Raw genomic sequence first — 16,234 nt, 5'->3', positions numbered from 1 at the left:
CGGTGGCTGGACGGATCAGTACTTGCGGTTCGGCAGTTCCTCCTCGGCCTGGTCCTGGGTGAAGACACCTTCCTCCACCTTGACGCGCTCGGGGACCTCCTCGCCCGCGTGCACCTTCTCGACCAGGTCCATCAGTTGCGGGCCGAGCAGCGGGTTGCACTCGACGACCACGTTGATCTTCCCGTCGGCCATCGCCTGGAAGGCGTCCTTGATGCCGTCCACTGAGATGATCTTGATGTCCTCGCCGGGTTCGAGCCCGGCGGCTTCGATGGACTCGATGGCCCCCAGCGCCATGTCGTCGTTGTGCGCGTAGAGAACGTCGATGTCGTCGTGGGAGCTGAGGAACGCCTGCATGACCTCCTGGCCTCCGGAGCGGGTGAAGTCGCCGTCCTGGGAGGCGATGACCTCGAACTTGTCGTCCTCGCCGATGATCTCGGCGAAGCCGTCCCGGCGGTCGTTGGCCGGAGCGGAGCCGGTGGTGCCTTGCAGTTCCACGATGCGGACCTCCTCGTCGGAGTCCGCGTACTCGTCGACCAGCCATCGGCCGGCCTTGCGGCCCTCCTCGACGAAGTCCGAGCCCAGGAAGGTCTCGTAGACGTCGTCTTCGTCGGTCTCGACCGCCCGGTCGGTGAGGACGACGGGGATGTCCGCGGCCCGGGCCTCCACGAGCACGGTGTCCCATCCCGACTCCACGACGGGGGAGAAGGCGATGACGTCCACACCCTGCTGGATGAAGCTGCGAATGGCCTGGATCTGGTTCTCCTGCTGCTGTTGGGCGTCGGAGAAGCGCAGTTCGAAGCCGGCGTCCTCGGCGGACTGCTTGATGGACTTGGTGTTGGCGGTGCGCCAGCCGCTCTCGGCTCCCACCTGTGAGAACCCCAGGACGATGGTGTCGCCGCCACCACCGCCCTCCGCGCCTCCGCCGGCGCCTTCGCTTTCGCTTCCGCTTCCGCAGGCGGTCATGGTCGTGACCAGTGCGAGGGCCGCCGCGGCCATCGAAACTGTCTTGTTCATACGGGGTACTCCCTCATGTCGCTTTGGGCCGGACGAACGATTGTTAGCGCTAACACCACGTAGCTAAACAAACCGCCCCACGGGACGGATGGAAAGAAGAGCGGTCATAGCCATGGCCAGAGCGGGGGCCGTTGTGGCCATCGAAACTGTCTTGTCCACGCGGGAAACCCCCTCATACCGCCATTGGCCGAACGAACGATTGTTAGCGCTAACAATGAATGGACAAACAAACCACCACACAGGGCGGGTGGAAGGAAGAAACAAGTTGTTGGCGCATTCCCACGGAACCGATATGACTAGACGGTGACGTGTGTCACAAGTGTCAGCGCTGACATAAATCGCGTCAAGAGTGATTTACCACTCTGAGACCTTCGCGTCCGACAGCGGCCGTCTCGCGGAAGAGCGTGTTCGCCACGGGCACGCCGAGCGGCCATAGCGGCGCAGGAGCGGAGACCTTGGTGGACAGCGCGAGGCGATCGCCGCACCCCAAGGGACACCGCCCCTCGATCGGCCGCTCCTCGGCACGGTTGAACGGCCGTCGAGGAAGCCCGCCCCACCCGACGGAGGATGCGTCGTCTAACGGTTTCGTCTCGTTTCCGGTGGTGACATAGAGTCGTGCTGCGTCACACCTTGCTGCGCCCGGTGTGAACGAGTACGTGCGGTTCGTATTCGCGGGGCTGTCCTCTTGATCATTTAACGAGGTCAACCGTGATAACGGGAGACTCCGGGGCCGGGCTCGCCTGATCTTGCTCCGGTTCGGTGCACAGGTGGCGGGCTTGTATTCCGGCTCGTTTCGCCCCTCTTCTCGGCGGCCCTGAGGGACAGCGGTCGGCTTGGCACGGTTGTCGGAGATTTTCGGGCCGTTTACCCTTTCCGGGTGCTGTTCGACGGCCGCTGAACCTCCGTCCTTGCCCCCGTCGGGCCGGTTCTTTTCCGATCCGATCCGCCTCAACCGCGGACACCGGAATCGTTACCCCTGATCACGCGCCGATTCCCACTCGGAAGAACCGTCGTCGTGCCGCGCGAAAAGCGCACGCTCGATCACCGACACATGCAACGGAGTATCCCCCCCGATGTCCCTCCATCGAGGACGGCCGCGCGCCGCCGGCCTCGCCCTGGCCACCACGGCCGCGGCGAGTGCCTCACTGCTCACCACCCCCACCGCCCACGCCGAACTCTCCGATCCGGCCGAGATCTACTACGGCGCGATCCAAACCGACGAGATCGTCCTGGGGCCCAACGAATCGACCACCTTCCACATCGACTTCGCCGTCCGCGACGACTCCGGCATGAGAGTGTCCGGCGCCACCGCCACCCTGCACGGCCCCGGCGGGCGCACCCTGGAGGCCACCACGACCTACCCTGGCATCAAGACCTGCATGGAAATCAGCGACACGGCCGCGGTCTGCTCATTCCTGCTCACCGTGGACACCGGCGAGGCCGAGATCGACAACGGCTATGCGGGCACCTGGTCGCTCTCGGCCATGGCCTTCCCCAAGGACACCGCCTGGGACGGAACCCCCCGGCCCGAGGGCACCGTCACCGCGGACAACCTCGACACCGTGACGTTCAAGCGCGACTCGAAACTCAGCTCCGACGCCTCCCCGAATGTGGCCTCCCCGGGGCGCACGATCAGCGTGATCGGTGAACTGGAGTTCGCCGACTGGACCTCCGGCGGCTACGCCCCCGGGGCCGGGCAGCCGCTGGACCTGGTGTTCGCCCCCGACGACAGCCCCTACTACCAGTACGTGGACGAGCTGACCACCTACAGCAACGGTTGGGCGTTCGGCTCCGGTGAAGCCGAAGAGGACGGCTCGTGGTTCCTGGCCTACCAGGGAAGCCCCACCACCGAGTGGGTGTACTCCCCCTTCGAGCACATCAACGTGCGAGGACGCTGAACCACCCGCCGGGCACGGCGACACGGTTCGCCGTGCCCGGGCGCTTGTACAGCCGAGCGCCGCCCGCCCTCTACGCCGCCTGGGCGCATCCGAAGCGGCGATGCCTGGCCGGCTTCGAGCTCTACGTGCCCCAATCCTGGACGAGCGTTCCCGACCGCGTGGTGCGGTCCGGTCGAGACGACTTTCCAGGACGCCAAGAGCGCATTCGGGGTCAAAGAACGTCGGCGACGAGCGGGACGGTCGAGGCCAGCAGCGCGGCGGCGAGGGCGACGTTGACCACACGTGCGACGCGCGGACGTTGTAGCGCTGCCGCCATCGAGGCGCCGATCACCGCCCAGCCGAGGTGGATGAGCACGATCAGCCCGGTGAGGACTGTGGTTTTCACCGCGCTCTCAAGAATCGCGGTGGGCAGGCCGAGGTGCTGGGAGGCGAACAGGGCGCCGAGCGCGGCGTAGGCTTTGGGGTTGGCCACGCCGAGCACGAGGCCGTGCAGCCAGGTGGGCGGGGTACGCGACCGTGCGGCGTCGACGGCAGGCGGCGGCGCGGTCGCGATCTTCCAGGCCAGCCAGGCCAGATAGGCCACGGAAAGAGCGAGCAGCACGGGGCCGACGCGCGGTTGGGCCATGAGGACCGTCGCCAGCCCGGCCGCGACCACGAGGAGCACCGTCGTGGTGCCCGCGATGCTCCCGAGCAGGTAAGGCAGGGAGCGCCGCAGCCCGAAGGCGGTGGCTGTGGCGCTCGCGCCGATGGTGGCGGGGCCGGGGCTGCCTATGACGATCAGCGCGGTGATCACCAGGGATAGGTAGGGCTCCGCCGCTACGGATGCGCTGAGCGGGACCTGCATCGCTTACCGTCCTCGTCTCCTGGGGTAATTTCTATGGAGTGGGAGCGAACGTAAACCGGCCCGGCGGCGACGGTCTTGAAGCGTTGTGCCACCACCTACCGTCACCGCCGGCGGGGACGAGTGCGGGCCGTCGGTTCCGGTTCGGCGGCGGCGCGCCCGGCATCGAACGGCTCGAAGCCTCTCTGCGGGGCGACGCATTCTCGACTCACCGCCACGACACCTACGCCGTGGGCGTGACGCTGCGGGGCGTGCAGACCTTCCGCTACCGCGGGCAGCAACGGCACTGTCTGCCCGGCGAGTGGCACGTGCTGCACCCCGACGAGCCACACGACGGCGCGCCGGGAACCGAGGACGGCTTCGGGTACCGGATCTTCTACCTTGACCCGGCGCTGGTGCAGGAGGCCCTCGGCGGGCGCACCCTGCCGTTCGTGGCCGACCCGGTGGTCCGCGCGACCGACCTGGGGTTGGCGTTGGCAGGTCACCTCACCGAGATGCTGACCGACATCGAGGGGCCGCTCGACGAGCTCGAAGCCGCCGAGGTCACCTCCGCGATCACCGAGCTGCTCGCCCGGCAGGCCTCTAGCCGCACCTCGCGCAGTGCCACGCTCGATCTGGCCGCCATGCGGCGGGTGCGCGCGGTCCTACTCGACGATCCGACGACCCGACACCCCATCGAGACGCTCGAACGGGTCGCCGACCTCGACCGTTGGACGATCGCCCGACAGTTCCGGGCGGCGTTCGGCACCAGCCCCACGCGCTTTCGCACCATGCGCCAGGTGGACCGCGCGCGGGAGCTGATGCTGGCGGGGCACCGGCTCAGCGACGTGGCGGTGCTGGCGGGCTTCGCCGATCAGAGCCACCTGACGCGGATGTTCAAGCGAACCTACGGGTTGACGCCTGCCGCGTGGACCGCGGCCACCCGCCCGGCCTAGATTCCGCTTCGCCTAGGTTTTGTTTTTGGGCGGGCAGCGGGGGCGAGCTGTGGGCCCAAGCGGGTGAGCGCCCCTGCGGGCTGCTGAGATCGCGCAGCGATCGAGGCACGAGCGAACGAAGAACACCCCCACAGCCCCCACCTCAGCCATTCAAAAAACAACACAACCCAGTGGCGCCACGCTCGCGGCGAGGATGGCCGCCAGGCGATCCTCGCCCGCGCGGAAGCCCCTCTCGTGGCGATCATGCGGCCTATTGCCCGCCCGCGCAGCCCTTCCACAACCTCGAACAGCTCAGTCCCCGCCGGTGCGGGCTTGGATCGCCCGGATGACGGCGGCCATGTCCGCACCGCCGTAGCCGAGTTGCGCCGTCTCCCCGTAGAGGCCGTGGCAGACGTCCAGCAGGGGCGAGGCGATGCCCGCGTCCCGCGCCGCTTCGACGATGAGCCGGTTGTTCTTGAGCACGTCGGTGATGGCGGCCTGCGCGGAGTGGTCGCCGGTGAGGAGCTTGCCCGCCTTGGCACGCGAGACCTTCGACGCCATGGGTCCGGTGTCGAGGACGCGCTCCAGCACGGCCGTGTCGAGCCCGTGCCCATCGGCGAAGTGGAACGCCTCGGTGAGCCCGGTGACCATGGTGATCAGGAACGTGTTGACGGCGAACTTCATCAGCAGCGCGCCCGGGGCGGGGCCGCAGTCGAACACGGCCGAGCACATCGGGGCCAGGAGCGGGCGCACCCGCTGCCGGTCGGTGTCGCGGCCGGCGAGCATCGCCACGAGTTCCCCGGCCTCGGCGGGGCCGCGTGAGCCCGAGACCGGCGCCTCGACGTAGGCACCGCCAGCCGCGGTGATCTCGGCGTCGAGCGTGCGCGAGTACGCGGCGGACACGGTGCCCATGTGCACGATCGTGGTCCCGCGCACCCGCGGCGCGAACTCCGGTGTGCCGCGCGCGAGCACCGCGTCCACCGCGGTCTCGTCGGCGAGCATGAGGATCACCACGTTGGCCCGCTCGAACAGGTCCTCCGCGCTGGCGGCCTGGCAGGCGCCCGCGTCGACCGCCGGGGCGCAGCGGTCCGGGGTTCGGTTCCACACCACCAGCGGTGTGCCGGCGCGGGCCAGGTTGACCGCCATCGGTAGCCCCATCAGGCCCAGCCCCGCGAAGCCGAGCCGCACCGTATCCGTGTCCATTGCACTCCTTAACGAACGTGGGTGGGATCGTTCTAGCGACGGGGAGGGGCCCTGGTCTTGAACGTTTGTGCCGGCGGGGAGGGTCGCCTCAGGGGAAGTCGCGCCCGGCAGTGGTGTTCGTGCCGGGGGGCGCCGGGATCGCCTGTGGGGCACGACGGGTTTGGCGCGTATCGCTGTCTGGTGGATGCTCTAGACATGGACATCCCGGCCGCGGAGATAGCGATCACCCCTGAACTCGTGGCGAAGCTGCTGCGTACTCAGCACCCTGACCTGGCCGATCGGCGGCTGACTCCGGTCGCCAACGGGTGGGACAACGCGATCTATCGGCTGGGCGAGGACATGTGTATACGGTTGCCCCGCCGTCAGCTCGCCGCCGACCTGGTCGACAACGAGCAGCGCTGGCTCCCCGGTCTGGCCTCGCGCTTGGAGGTCGCCATCCCCGCGCCGCTGCGCAGGGGAGAACCGAGCCCCGACTACCCCTGGGCGTGGAGCATCACCCCGTGGTTCCCGGGCCAGGCAGCCCTGGACATCGCACCCGCCCAGCGTGGCGCCATCGCCGCCGACCTGGCCCGCTTCCTCACGGCGCTGCACATTCCCGCTCCCGCAGCCGCTCCCCGTAACCCGGTGCGGGGGGTGGCCCTGGCCAGCCGCGCTCCAGCAGTACACGAGCGTCTGGACAGTGGCCGTATCCCCCGCGCCGACGAGCTGCGGCGGCTCTGGGACGAGCTCGCGGCCCTGCCGTTGTGGGCCGGTCCGCCGTTGTGGCTGCACGGCGACCTCCACCCGGCCAACCTCATCCTCACCCACCGTGGCGACACCACCGCGCCACGGCTGGCCGCCGTCATCGACTTCGGCGATCTCACCAGCGGTGACCCGGCCACCGACCTGGCCGCCGCCTGGCTCGTCTTCGACGCTGAGGCCCATGCGAGGTTTCGCGCGCACCTCGACCAGCGTGACGACATCGACGCCACCACCTGGGGCCGCGCCCGCGGCTGGGCGCTCAACCTGGGCGTCGCCATCGCCGCGAGCTCCGACGACACCCCACGCATGGCCGCCCTGGCCGCCCACACCCTCCAGCGCGTCCTCACTCACCCATGACCTGCGCCCCACTGACCCACGGCGCCCCCTTAGGTTCTGTTTTTGAACGGCTGGGGTGGGGGCCGCGGGAAGTGTTCTCCGTTGGCTCGTGCCTCGATCGCTGCGCGATCTCGGCAGCCTGAGGGGGCGCTCACCTGCGCGCCCTCCGCCCGCCCTCGCCGCCCTTTTCGAAAAACAACAACCTAGTGCCGCGGCGCCGCAGCGCCGATGCCCCTTGTCAGCCGGAGTCGACAGCGCTTGTGGCGCCGGGCGTGTAGGCGGTGATGTCGATAGCGGCGATGACGCCTTCGCGGATGTGGAGCTTGATGGCGGCGTAGGGGTGGCCACCGGGGGCAATGACGGCTCCGGGGCGGTGCCACCGGCGTGCCCCTCGCCGTCGCAGGAGGGGCACTCGACGGAAGGGCTGCTTCTGGCGGTGGGCGGTTGTTGCGGCGGTCACCTCGTCATGAGCAGTCGAACCAATGGTCGATGGGGCGCTCGGGGCACGAGCGGCACTCGAAGATGTACACCCCGCCCATGTCGCCCAGCGTCAGGCCGGGCGAGTCCACGGCTGCCGAGGCCGTTTCGGAGTCGAACAGTGGCGCATCACTCTCAGCGGCAGGTCGGTCTTCCACCGGCAACCAGGTGAACCAGGAACTTCCGTCGAACTCTCCGCTGGCGACGGTGAGCAGGTGCTCCATGGCCTGGCCACACGATGTGCAGTCGGGCCACACCGGGTCCTGGGTCCAGCCCGGATAGCCGCCCACCTTGATGCCGGGAGCGTCGGCGAGGTGGTGGTAGTAGAACCAGCCGGTCTCCTCCTCAAGCCGGTCGAAGCGCTGCTCAAGGGAGGTGGCAAGCTCATTGGGCAGGTCATGGCTGGGGTACTCTGTCACCTGCTCGGGGTGGACCACACACGGGTCGGCCACGTGGTTCTCCTCAGCGTCGGCAGGCGCGGCGGGCGTGGGGTGCACCGCCCCAACGTCACCGGCAGCGCGCCAATAGACCCGAGGCAGGGGACAAAAAAGCTCACCATGGTTGAAGGGGCACCACAGCACCTGCAACAGGTCACATCCCGGCGGGAACGCGACCCCGGGCGCATCGGCCTGGTGGAGTTGCACGATCGGCACCAGCGAAACCTCGGCCTCGGAGGGCGTACCGTCGTCGAATGTGTAATGCTCCTCGGTGCACACCGGCCAGGGCTCCTCGGCCGGCCACAGCAGCGGCCCACCCACCGAGTTGTCGTAGCACGACGGCTCGCCCGTACGCGGGTGCAGCCGCAGCGTCTCCCGGCGCCACGGCATCAGCTCGGGAAAGAGTTTCTCGACGTCCACCGGCCGGGGCGGGGTGTGGCGGGTCATATGCATCTCCAACATGTCGGTAGCGCGCGACCCAAGGACCCTACGAGCCGCCCCCGACAATTGGCCGCCCCTATCCGCCTGCCTCGGCTTCTCTCTTTGGGCATGTCTACAGATCGCTTGTCGGCTTTTTCGCAATGAGAGATAGATATGGAGATCTCAAGATCAAAGATCTCGCTTTAACGTGCGATTGAATCCTCCTTTCCTGCGTTTATCCGAGTAGCTATGACTCATGTCACATCCGGAAAGATCTACCCGTTTCGCGACATATAGAGGGTGTGTCGACTGGGATGGACCGTGACGAGCAGGAATTCACTGCCGTCTACGCGAGTCACTACGAGGATGTGTTGCGCTATGCGGTGCGAAGAGTCGGTCCGGACCAAGTGGCCGATATAGCGGCGGAAACGTTCGCGGTGGCGTGGCGCCGACTTGAGAAGGTTCCCCTCCAGCAGCCGTTGCCCTGGTTATATGCCGTGGCGAGAAACATGGTCTCCAACGTCGCACGTCGCGATCAGCGCCGCGGCGAGGTCCTGACACCGATGGATGGCCCCGCCGCTCCACGCTCATCCCATCCCGACCACGCTGAATCGGTGATCCGGCGCCAAGCCACACTTCATGCCTTCCAAGGTCTGCGAGAAGACGAAAAAGAGCTGGTGATGCTCATCGCCTGGGAGGGCCTGGACATGCCTTCCGTCGCAAAAGTCCTGGATTGTAGCGCGGCCGCTGCCTACATCCGGTTGCACCGGGCGCGTAAACGGCTGGAACGACTGATGGAAAACGTGCACACGGGCGTGGAGGTGAACCGATGAGAACAGACCGCGACGCCGTCCATGATCTGCTCGGCGACCTGGACCCGGCCACCGCGTTTTCCAGCGACCCGCAGCGGCGCGCCGCCACCTACGCCGCCATCGTCGCCGACGAACACGTCCCAGACGCCCCCGCTCGCCGAAATAGGCGGCTTACGCGCAGAACCGTGCTCGTGGCGGGAGCCGCCGCCAGTGCCGCTACAGCCGCGGTGGTGGCCGGCGTGCTCGGCTGGCCCGACTCCGGCGGGTCTGCCTCGCCCGCCTACGCGGCGACCCCGCCGCTGCTGGAGTTCGACGACACCGAGGCGGGCTCGCGCTCGGCCCGCGAGGTGCTGCTGGAGCTGAGCCGCGCAGCCGAACAGCGCAGCACCCCCGCCTCCTCAGGCCGCTACGTCTATGTGAAAACCCAAGGCTGGTACCTGACCACCGCCGTGGGCGGGGAGACCGTGACCTCCGTGATCGTCCCCTCCACTCGGGAAAAGTGGGTGTCGCCCGAGACCGGACAGGGCCGTATCCGCACCGAGCCCCAGCCACCGCAGTGGAGGTCTGCCGAGGCTGAAGCCGAGTGGCGCGACAGCGGCCACCCCATGCCCGACCGCGAACCCACCGACGAACGCCGCCAGGAAATCCCCCTGTACTGGACTCCGGGAGAGCCCTCCACCGATCCCACCGTCCTCACCCGCCAACTGAGAAAGGAACACAATTTCCCCGACAGAGGCCAGGTCGCCGTGGTCGAAGGCGTCACCCACCTTTACCGGGACCTGCCCGTGCGCCCCGAGGTCGGCGCGGCTGCGTTGCGGGGCCTGGCCGAGATCGACGAGCTGACCTATGAGGGAACCGTCACCGACCGCCACGGGCGCCCCGGTGTCGCCGTCTCTCTGGAAACCGACAGCAGCGGCCTTCCGATGCAGGAGATCCTGATCTTCGCCCCTGAGTCCGGACGCTTACTCGCTCACGAGGCCGTCCTCACCGAAGACGCCGGCGAACTCAACGTCCCCGTCCCCTCAGTGATCTCCTACACCCTCTACCTCGACGCCGGATTCACCGACAGCCTCCAGCAGCGCCCGTAGGCGCTCGTCGGTGAAGCGATCGGGACACCTGCCCGACGTCACGAACGAACCGTTTTCGAAAGAGAGCGCGATGTGGACAGTGTTGCTCTACACGAACCCGCTGACGGTGAGCATCGCCCTGGTGGTGCTGGCGGGCGCGGCCGTGGTGGTGGCCCGGTGGCGCCGCCGGGCGCCGCGGGCGTTCGCCCGTGAGGCCCGCTGACTGTTGGCGGCGGCGAGCGCGGTGTACCTGCTGGTGCTGGCCGCACCGCTGCTGGGCTTGGACCAGATCGGCACCATCGATAGGCACGTGCATTGGGACCCGCTGCTGGCCTATGAGCACGTGACCGACGAGCCGGAGGGCGCCTACGTGGGCCAGGAGCCCGACGAGCGGATCTACTACGGTGCCCAGGAGTTGTCGGCGGCGGAGGTGGCACAGGCTCGCCGCGAGGCGCACCCCGGTGACGCCGCCTTCTACCGCTACCCCACCGTCGACGGCGGCGCGGTGTGGTTCGACGCCCACGGCGATGACCTGGCCCCTTCCCAACGCGCCGAACTGGAGGCGCTTCGGGCTCCCCCGCTCGAAGAGTCTTCCGACTCTGCGGCCCTGATCGTGGAGGAGAAGGTGGTCAACGCTTTGCTGTTCGTCCCGATCGGCATCGTGGCCTTCGCCGCTTTCTCCCCCTGGTGGGCGCGCCTGCTGGCCGGTCCCGCCCTGTCGCTGACGATCGAGTTCGCCCAGTGGGTGCTGGCCGCCGGACGCAGCGCGGAAATCGGTGACCTGATCGTCAACTCCGCGGGAGCGTGGCTCGGCGTCGCCATGGCCGCCACCGCGGCCATGGGCGTGGAGCATTCTCGTTTCCGTGGCAGCGAGCAGTGATTTTGAAAGGGCACGCCGCTGGGCGGGCGAGGTGTGTGGTCTCTTTGTCGACTAGGTTGTTGTTTTTTGAACGGCTGGGGTGTGGGGCGCGGGGAGTGTTCTCCGTTCACTCGTGCCTCGCTCGCTGCGCGACCTCAGCAGCCTGAGGGGGCGCTCACCCGCGCGCGCCCACCACCCGCCCTCGCCGCCCTTGTCAAAAACAACAACCTAAGCGGGTTGTCGCCCTGAGCGCGCTGGCGCGCCATTGCGGCCGGTGACCGAGAGTGGCCAAAGCGGTGACACAACGCCATCGTGGGATTACTTTTACCATATGACTCCTCCCGGCCCTGGTGACCTGGCCGCTCTTGCCCCCACGCCCGAGTGGGCCGAGGCGCTGCGGGCGGCGCCTCGGCGGTTGTTCGTACCCGACATCGCGTGGACCGTCGATGACGGGCTGCTTGATCGCAACGCCGATCCCCAAACCTGGCAGGCGGCGGTCGATGGGGACGGCGCCATCCTCACCCAGATCGACGACGGCGAGACCACACTGACCGCGACCTCGCCATGGACCGCCCGCGACTGGACCAGCTCGTGTTCCGCGCCGGCGATGGTGTTGGACTTCCTCAATCTGCTCGATCCTTACGACGGTGACCAGGTGTTGGAGATCGGCACGGGCACGGGGTGGACGGCGGGGGTGCTGTCGGCGCGGTTGGGCGCGGATCGGGTGACCTCGGTCGAGGTGGATGAGCGGGTGGCCGCGCAGGCTCGGGCCAACCTGGAGCGTGCCGGGTTGGCCCCCCGTCTGGTGGTGGGCGAGGGTGCGGCTGGTTGGCCCGCAAGCGCCCCCTATGACCGGGTGCATGTCACGTGCGGGGTGCGCGAGGTGCCCTACGCCTGGGTGGAACAGACCCGCCCCGGCGGAGTGATCGTGCTGCCGTGGACCCCCAACGGGATCGGTAACGGCCCCAAGGCCCGGCTCACCGTGACCGGCGATCGAGCCGTGGGCCGTTTCCCCGGTGGTGAGGCCGCCTACATGCTGCTGCGCGCCCAACGCCCCCGTCGCCCGCCGATCCGCGGGCAGGTGCGCGAATCTACCGCGCGGGTGGACCCGCGGCGCCTCACCCGCGCCGGGCGGGGGCTGAGCGTGGCGCTGGCGGGGATGTTGCCGGGGGTCTATGTCGGTGGCGGTGACCGGTCGGACGGTTCGCACGCGGTGGTGCTGCGCGAGCTGTCCGGTCCCTCCCACGCCATCGCCACCCGGCCCGTCGAAGGCGGCGAAGCCGCGGTTGAACAGCAAGGGCCACGCAACCTGTGGGACCAGGCGGAAACGGCCTACCTCACCTGGGTGGGCTGGGGCGAGCCGGGCGTGGAGCGCTTCGGCCTGACCGTGGCTCCCCAGGGCCAACACGCGTGGCTCGACACCCCCGACAACCGAATACCCGAACTGGAGAATTGATGGGCGGCAAGCACCGGACAGAGCCGGTGAAGTGCTCGATGTGCGACGGCACGGGATACCAGACCTACAACAAGGACAACCAGGAAGTCCGAATCAACTGCATCGGCTGCAACAGCACCGACAAGCAGCCCTGAGTGGCTAATACGGAAGTTGGTAGGCCCAAAAGAGGCATATGTGGTTGGTCTTGGCCTGCTGCGATATCATGCTTACGGAACGAGTACACGGGAGCCCCTGGCAGCCTTAGCTGCCAGGGGCTCCCGCTTGTCGTGCTAGAAAGCGTCTCGTTTGGCAGCGTCGATGAAGGCACGCCACTCACCAGAAGAGAAGGACAGGGTGCTCTCCTGCCGGTTTTTGGTGTCGCGAAGGGCGGTTACGCCGGGGGTATCGGCCACCTCGACGCAGTTGTCCCTGCTGCCGGTGGAGCTGGACTTGCGGAAGAGCCAGTGGGATGTTTCAGACATGGACACCAGCTTCTCCTAAACGCGGGATGCCAAGAGAGCACGAATCCGCTCGCATGCGGATAAGATATCCGTGGGATTTCGAGTGTGAGAAGGCTCCCAACCGGCCTTGGTTGGGAGCCTTCTCGTTGTTCAAGCTCAGGCGAGCTCGTCGCTTTTCACTGCACCTACCAGGGCGGCCCACTCCGCAGACGCGAATGAGAGATGGCCAGCTTCGCGGTTCTGCGTGTCGCGCACGGCAGACACGCCTGGCAGGTCGGCGACCTCAACGCAGTTGTGTGATTTCGGCTGACTGTAGCTGGATGTACGGAATAGGTCGTCGGGGATCATCGAGTTCATGTGGCTTCCTAGCTGATCATCTTGTGTAGACGTTCCACAGTCTCCTCAGGAGTGAGGGCTATGACGCGCAAATGCCCAAGCAGTGTGCGGTACCGGGCTACCTCCTCGGGGTGCTCCAAGTAGAGACCATCAGTGTCGGTCTCCAAAAACACCACCGGCGGATCTACCGTGGTAGGGAAATCCATGATGGCAAACCCACCCGCACTGCCAGGATTCAGGCGGGTGGCAGGAGCCATCTGCAACGTGGTCGGGGAAGTTCCCTCGGCCATCTGGATCAGGTGTTCGACCTGGCGATGCAGCACATCCGGGTGCTCGGTCAACGCCAATAGCGCTGCTTCTCCGAATACGGCACAGAGTTCAGGTGGTTCCTCGCGGAGGATCTTCTGCCGCTCCATACGAGCGTCCACCATGCGCTGAATCTCGGTGGGGTCGCGAACTAGAGCTGTCTTGGCCAACAGCTCAACGTACTCCGGGATCTGGAGTAGACCGGGTACGACCAGCGGTTCCCAATTGCTGATCATCGACGCTTCAGTCTCGAACCCGATGTACTTACTACCGCGCAGCACATCCTTGTACCGCGCCCACCAGCCACGTTCACGCGACTGCCGACACAGCGTCAAAATCTCTTCTCGCTCGCGCTCATCCTCGATTTGGTAAGCGTCGAGGAGCGCTTTGATCTCGTTGACCTGCGGGCGTTTCTTCTCACCGGACTCGATGTTGCTAACAGTGGTGCGTGCGATCTCCGCGGTCTTGGCTGCTTCATCCAAAGTCATGCGGGCCTGTAGGCGGCGGCGCTTGATCTCGTGGGAGAGGCGTCGTCGGCGAACTGTTGGGCTGTAGCGGGTACTCATGTGTCTCCCAAGAGCGACGTTTCTCTTGATCGTAGAGCCAACAGGATGAATCAGACATTCCTGGATTTCAAGAACGGGATTTCAGTGTACTCTTGAAATCCTGAAATTCAGGTTCCATGATGGTGGTAGCTCGAAATCCCTGCCGGCCTCTCCAGCCGGCTCAACCCCCGAGAGGGGAACTCATGACACTCGTACCACTACTTTCTGTTTTACATATGTTGCCGACAGTTGGCACCGGGCGCGGCCATAATCGCACGACCCCGTCCCGGAGTGGCGCCGAATCGGCTGACCCCGCGTTCTGCTCTGCCCCTTCGGCGCGTGCGTCGCGGGTGCGCTCGTATGCGGTTGGTCTGGGGGTGGTGCCGCCGGATTACGCCCGGTTTTGTGGGCTGCATGCGCGTCACCGTCTCGTGTGGCGGTTGACCTATGAGCCGGGGCAGGTGGTGCCCTATCGCGCGTACCACCGGGTGGAAGACGGTCTCGTGGTGGCCGCCGACACCCTGGACGAGTTGGCGTTCGCGTTGGAGGAGTTCACCGCCCCGATCCACGCCCACAGCGGGGAAGAACCGGTGGCGCGCTTCACGATTCAACCCGCCCGGGAGGTGGACCGGTGATGCGCGATCCTCGGGAGGGCGATCAGGTGTGTCACCTGCGTCGGGTGGCCGATGCGTTGGTGGTGGGTACCCAGGAGCGGGCCTTGTGGTTGGGCCAGGTGCGCCAGACCTCGTTGGCGTTGTTGACCCATCTGGCCGATCAGTACGGCAACGCCTGCACCCAACCCCGCCCCGGCTCGGCCCACATCCGACAGTGGCCCGGTACGCCCCGACGCCGCACCAGGGCGTGGCCGTGTATCCGTCCGGCGGGCCACACCGGTATCCATGTGGATGCCACCGGCCACGCCTGGCCCCCCGGCCAGACGGGAGAGGAGCGGTGAGCCCGGTGGATGCGGCCCTGGCCCACCTGCACCACCGCTTCCCCGGCGCCACCATCTGGCACGGCAGCCACACCCGCCAATGGTGGGCACTCCTGCCCGGCCACCCACGCCTGCTGGAAGCCGCCACGCCGCAAGCCCTGGAAGGGCTCATCGCCGCCGTGCTGGGTGCGCGCCGCCGCGACGACCTGCGCAGCCGGCGACCGCGCAAGCCCACCCGGCCACCTCGCCCCGGCGAGCCACCGGCCAGAGGCACCGCCACCGCAACAACCGCGCCCATGGCCGCGGTTCCCGCCGGGCGGCGGCCGATCCAGCCGCGGCACCGCCGGCGCCGCACCCCCGCCCCCTCCTAACCGGGCCGAGCAAAGAGCACAATCCCTCAGGGCCGCACTGGAACACCCCCGGCCAGCGCGGCCCGCCCCACAGGGGGGTGCCCCGTCGCGGAGGGGATGGGGCACCCCCATATGTCGCACCGGGATAAAAAGGACAGACCCGCTGGTCAGGTTGGCTCCTCCCCACCACCGGGGTTGAGGAGGCGAAAAAGGAACTTTCGAAGCAAGGAGATCAAAGCCCCTCACCCGCCGCTCGTGCCTCGATCGCTTCGCGATCTCAGCAGCCAGGGGGGACTTAGACATCTGACGCAATCCCGTGGCGCCCAAACTCACGACCTCAGCAGCCAGAGGGCACTTAGACATCTGACGCAATCCCGTGGCGCCCAAACTCACGACCTCAGCAGCCAGAGGGCACTTAGACATCTGACGCAATCCCGTGGCGCCCAAACTCACGATCTCAGCAGCCAGGGAGGGACTTAGGTATCTGGCGCGATCCCGTGGCGCCCATGCTCACGATCTCGGCAGCCAGGAAGCTCCCTTCAGGAAACCTGTCCGGAAAGAACACCAGGGAGGGGTGCTCTCTTGAGGAAATCTTCCCGGGGGTGCCAGGGAGGGGGCTCCCTTCAGGCACCCTCCCCCGAGGGGCCAGGAGGCGGGCGGGGAACTGTTGTGCCTGGAGGGGTTTCAGCATGGTTCATCCACCGGACCTACCACGCCTGACCACCGTCGAACCACAGCACTACCTGCCACCCCGGCCTCGGCTCGCCCCTCCTCACCCCTCGGCCTCCCCTGGGCTGTCGAGATCGCGAAGCGATCGAGACACGAGCGAACAACGCCCCCTCCAACAC

At 67.3% G+C, this 16,234-nt stretch carries 19 protein-coding genes; 11 read left to right on the top strand and 8 right to left on the bottom strand.

Annotated elements, in window-relative coordinates:
- Positions 1-15: 15 nt before the first annotated feature.
- Positions 16-1,014 (bottom strand): ABC transporter substrate-binding protein, encoded by a 999-nt coding sequence (locus tag ABD848_RS22445; protein ID WP_344976263.1) that lies wholly within the window; start codon positions 1,012-1,014, stop codon positions 16-18.
- A 1,073-nt stretch (positions 1,015-2,087) separates the two neighbouring features.
- On the opposite strand from ABD848_RS22445, the gene ABD848_RS22440 reads away from it, so the two are divergent.
- The gene (locus ABD848_RS22440; protein WP_344976260.1) at positions 2,088-2,912 is read left to right on the top strand and encodes a hypothetical protein; all 825 of its coding nucleotides are present in this window, start codon (positions 2,088-2,090) and stop codon (positions 2,910-2,912) included.
- A gap of 211 nt (positions 2,913-3,123) precedes the next feature.
- Here ABD848_RS22440 and ABD848_RS22435 read toward each other — a convergent pair whose 3' ends face one another.
- Entirely contained in the window at positions 3,124-3,756 is a 633-nt protein-coding gene (locus tag ABD848_RS22435) for a LysE family translocator (protein ID WP_344976257.1), read from the bottom strand.
- Positions 3,757-3,794: 38 nt separating this feature from the next.
- Between ABD848_RS22435 and ABD848_RS22430 the strand changes: the two genes are divergently transcribed.
- The gene (locus ABD848_RS22430) at positions 3,795-4,688 is read left to right on the top strand and encodes an AraC family transcriptional regulator (protein ID WP_344976254.1); all 894 of its coding nucleotides are present in this window, start codon (positions 3,795-3,797) and stop codon (positions 4,686-4,688) included.
- A gap of 291 nt (positions 4,689-4,979) precedes the next feature.
- Here ABD848_RS22430 and ABD848_RS22425 read toward each other — a convergent pair whose 3' ends face one another.
- Complete coding sequence (locus ABD848_RS22425) at positions 4,980-5,870, bottom strand: NAD(P)-dependent oxidoreductase (RefSeq protein ID WP_344976251.1); 891 nt, start codon at positions 5,868-5,870, stop codon at positions 4,980-4,982.
- A 195-nt stretch (positions 5,871-6,065) separates the two neighbouring features.
- On the opposite strand from ABD848_RS22425, the gene ABD848_RS22420 reads away from it, so the two are divergent.
- On the top strand, positions 6,066-6,968 hold the full coding sequence (locus ABD848_RS22420) for an aminoglycoside phosphotransferase family protein (RefSeq protein WP_344976248.1): 903 nt from the start codon (positions 6,066-6,068) through the stop codon (positions 6,966-6,968).
- Between the two features lie 217 nt (positions 6,969-7,185).
- Here ABD848_RS22420 and ABD848_RS22415 read toward each other — a convergent pair whose 3' ends face one another.
- Both ABD848_RS22415 and ABD848_RS22410 read right to left on the bottom strand, forming a co-directional pair.
- Positions 7,186-7,407 carry a hypothetical protein gene (locus tag ABD848_RS22415; protein ID WP_344976245.1) on the bottom strand — a complete coding sequence of 74 codons (222 nt, stop codon included), beginning with the start codon at positions 7,405-7,407 and terminating at the stop codon, positions 7,186-7,188.
- A gap of 4 nt (positions 7,408-7,411) precedes the next feature.
- A complete protein-coding gene (locus ABD848_RS22410; protein WP_344976243.1) occupies positions 7,412-8,308 on the bottom strand; it encodes a YwqG family protein in 897 nt (298 codons plus the stop codon).
- Between the two features lie 287 nt (positions 8,309-8,595).
- Here ABD848_RS22410 and ABD848_RS22405 point away from each other — a divergent pair, with 287 nt between their 5' ends.
- From ABD848_RS22405 to ABD848_RS22385, 5 genes are all read left to right on the top strand, one after another.
- On the top strand, positions 8,596-9,114 hold the full coding sequence (locus ABD848_RS22405) for an RNA polymerase sigma factor (RefSeq protein WP_344976240.1): 519 nt from the start codon (positions 8,596-8,598) through the stop codon (positions 9,112-9,114).
- Positions 9,111-10,181: a CU044_5270 family protein gene (locus tag ABD848_RS22400; RefSeq protein WP_344976237.1), complete on the top strand. Its 1,071-nt coding sequence runs from the start codon at positions 9,111-9,113 to the stop codon at positions 10,179-10,181. Before ABD848_RS22405 ends, ABD848_RS22400 begins: the two co-directional genes overlap by 4 nt.
- 70 nt (positions 10,182-10,251) lie before the next feature.
- Entirely contained in the window at positions 10,252-10,383 is a 132-nt protein-coding gene (locus ABD848_RS22395) for a hypothetical protein (protein WP_344976235.1), read from the top strand.
- 3 nt (positions 10,384-10,386) lie between these two features.
- A complete protein-coding gene (locus tag ABD848_RS22390) occupies positions 10,387-11,040 on the top strand; it encodes a VanZ family protein (protein WP_344976233.1) in 654 nt (217 codons plus the stop codon).
- A 310-nt stretch (positions 11,041-11,350) separates the two neighbouring features.
- A complete protein-coding gene (locus tag ABD848_RS22385) occupies positions 11,351-12,475 on the top strand; it encodes a methyltransferase domain-containing protein (protein WP_344976230.1) in 1,125 nt (374 codons plus the stop codon).
- Between the two features lie 269 nt (positions 12,476-12,744).
- Here ABD848_RS22385 and ABD848_RS22380 read toward each other — a convergent pair whose 3' ends face one another.
- The 3 genes from ABD848_RS22380 to ABD848_RS22370 form a co-directional block, all read right to left on the bottom strand.
- Entirely contained in the window at positions 12,745-12,936 is a 192-nt protein-coding gene (locus ABD848_RS22380; protein WP_344976227.1) for a DUF397 domain-containing protein, read from the bottom strand.
- A 135-nt stretch (positions 12,937-13,071) separates the two neighbouring features.
- Positions 13,072-13,272 carry a DUF397 domain-containing protein gene (locus ABD848_RS22375; protein ID WP_344976223.1) on the bottom strand — a complete coding sequence of 67 codons (201 nt, stop codon included), beginning with the start codon at positions 13,270-13,272 and terminating at the stop codon, positions 13,072-13,074.
- 8 nt (positions 13,273-13,280) lie between these two features.
- Positions 13,281-14,123: a helix-turn-helix domain-containing protein gene (locus ABD848_RS22370; protein ID WP_344976221.1), complete on the bottom strand. Its 843-nt coding sequence runs from the start codon at positions 14,121-14,123 to the stop codon at positions 13,281-13,283.
- Between the two features lie 419 nt (positions 14,124-14,542).
- Here ABD848_RS22370 and ABD848_RS22365 point away from each other — a divergent pair, with 419 nt between their 5' ends.
- The 3 genes from ABD848_RS22365 to ABD848_RS22355 are packed head-to-tail and all read left to right on the top strand — an operon-like array spanning position 14,543 to position 15,407.
- Positions 14,543-14,737, top strand: a complete 195-nt coding sequence (locus ABD848_RS22365; protein WP_344976218.1) for a hypothetical protein — start codon at positions 14,543-14,545, stop codon at positions 14,735-14,737.
- Positions 14,737-15,057 (top strand): hypothetical protein, encoded by a 321-nt coding sequence (locus ABD848_RS22360; RefSeq protein ID WP_344976216.1) that lies wholly within the window; start codon positions 14,737-14,739, stop codon positions 15,055-15,057. Before ABD848_RS22365 ends, ABD848_RS22360 begins: the two co-directional genes overlap by 1 nt.
- The gene (locus ABD848_RS22355) at positions 15,054-15,407 is read left to right on the top strand and encodes a hypothetical protein (RefSeq protein ID WP_344976213.1); all 354 of its coding nucleotides are present in this window, start codon (positions 15,054-15,056) and stop codon (positions 15,405-15,407) included. The genes ABD848_RS22360 and ABD848_RS22355 overlap by 4 nt, the downstream gene beginning before the upstream one ends.
- Positions 15,408-16,234: the final 827 nt, after the last annotated feature.

The organism is Salinactinospora qingdaonensis (assembly GCF_039539445.1).
Classification (GTDB): domain Bacteria; phylum Actinomycetota; class Actinomycetes; order Streptosporangiales; family Streptosporangiaceae; genus Salinactinospora; species Salinactinospora qingdaonensis.
The sequence above is the reverse complement of the archived record's forward strand: the minus strand, read 5'-3'. Positions and strand labels throughout refer to the sequence as shown.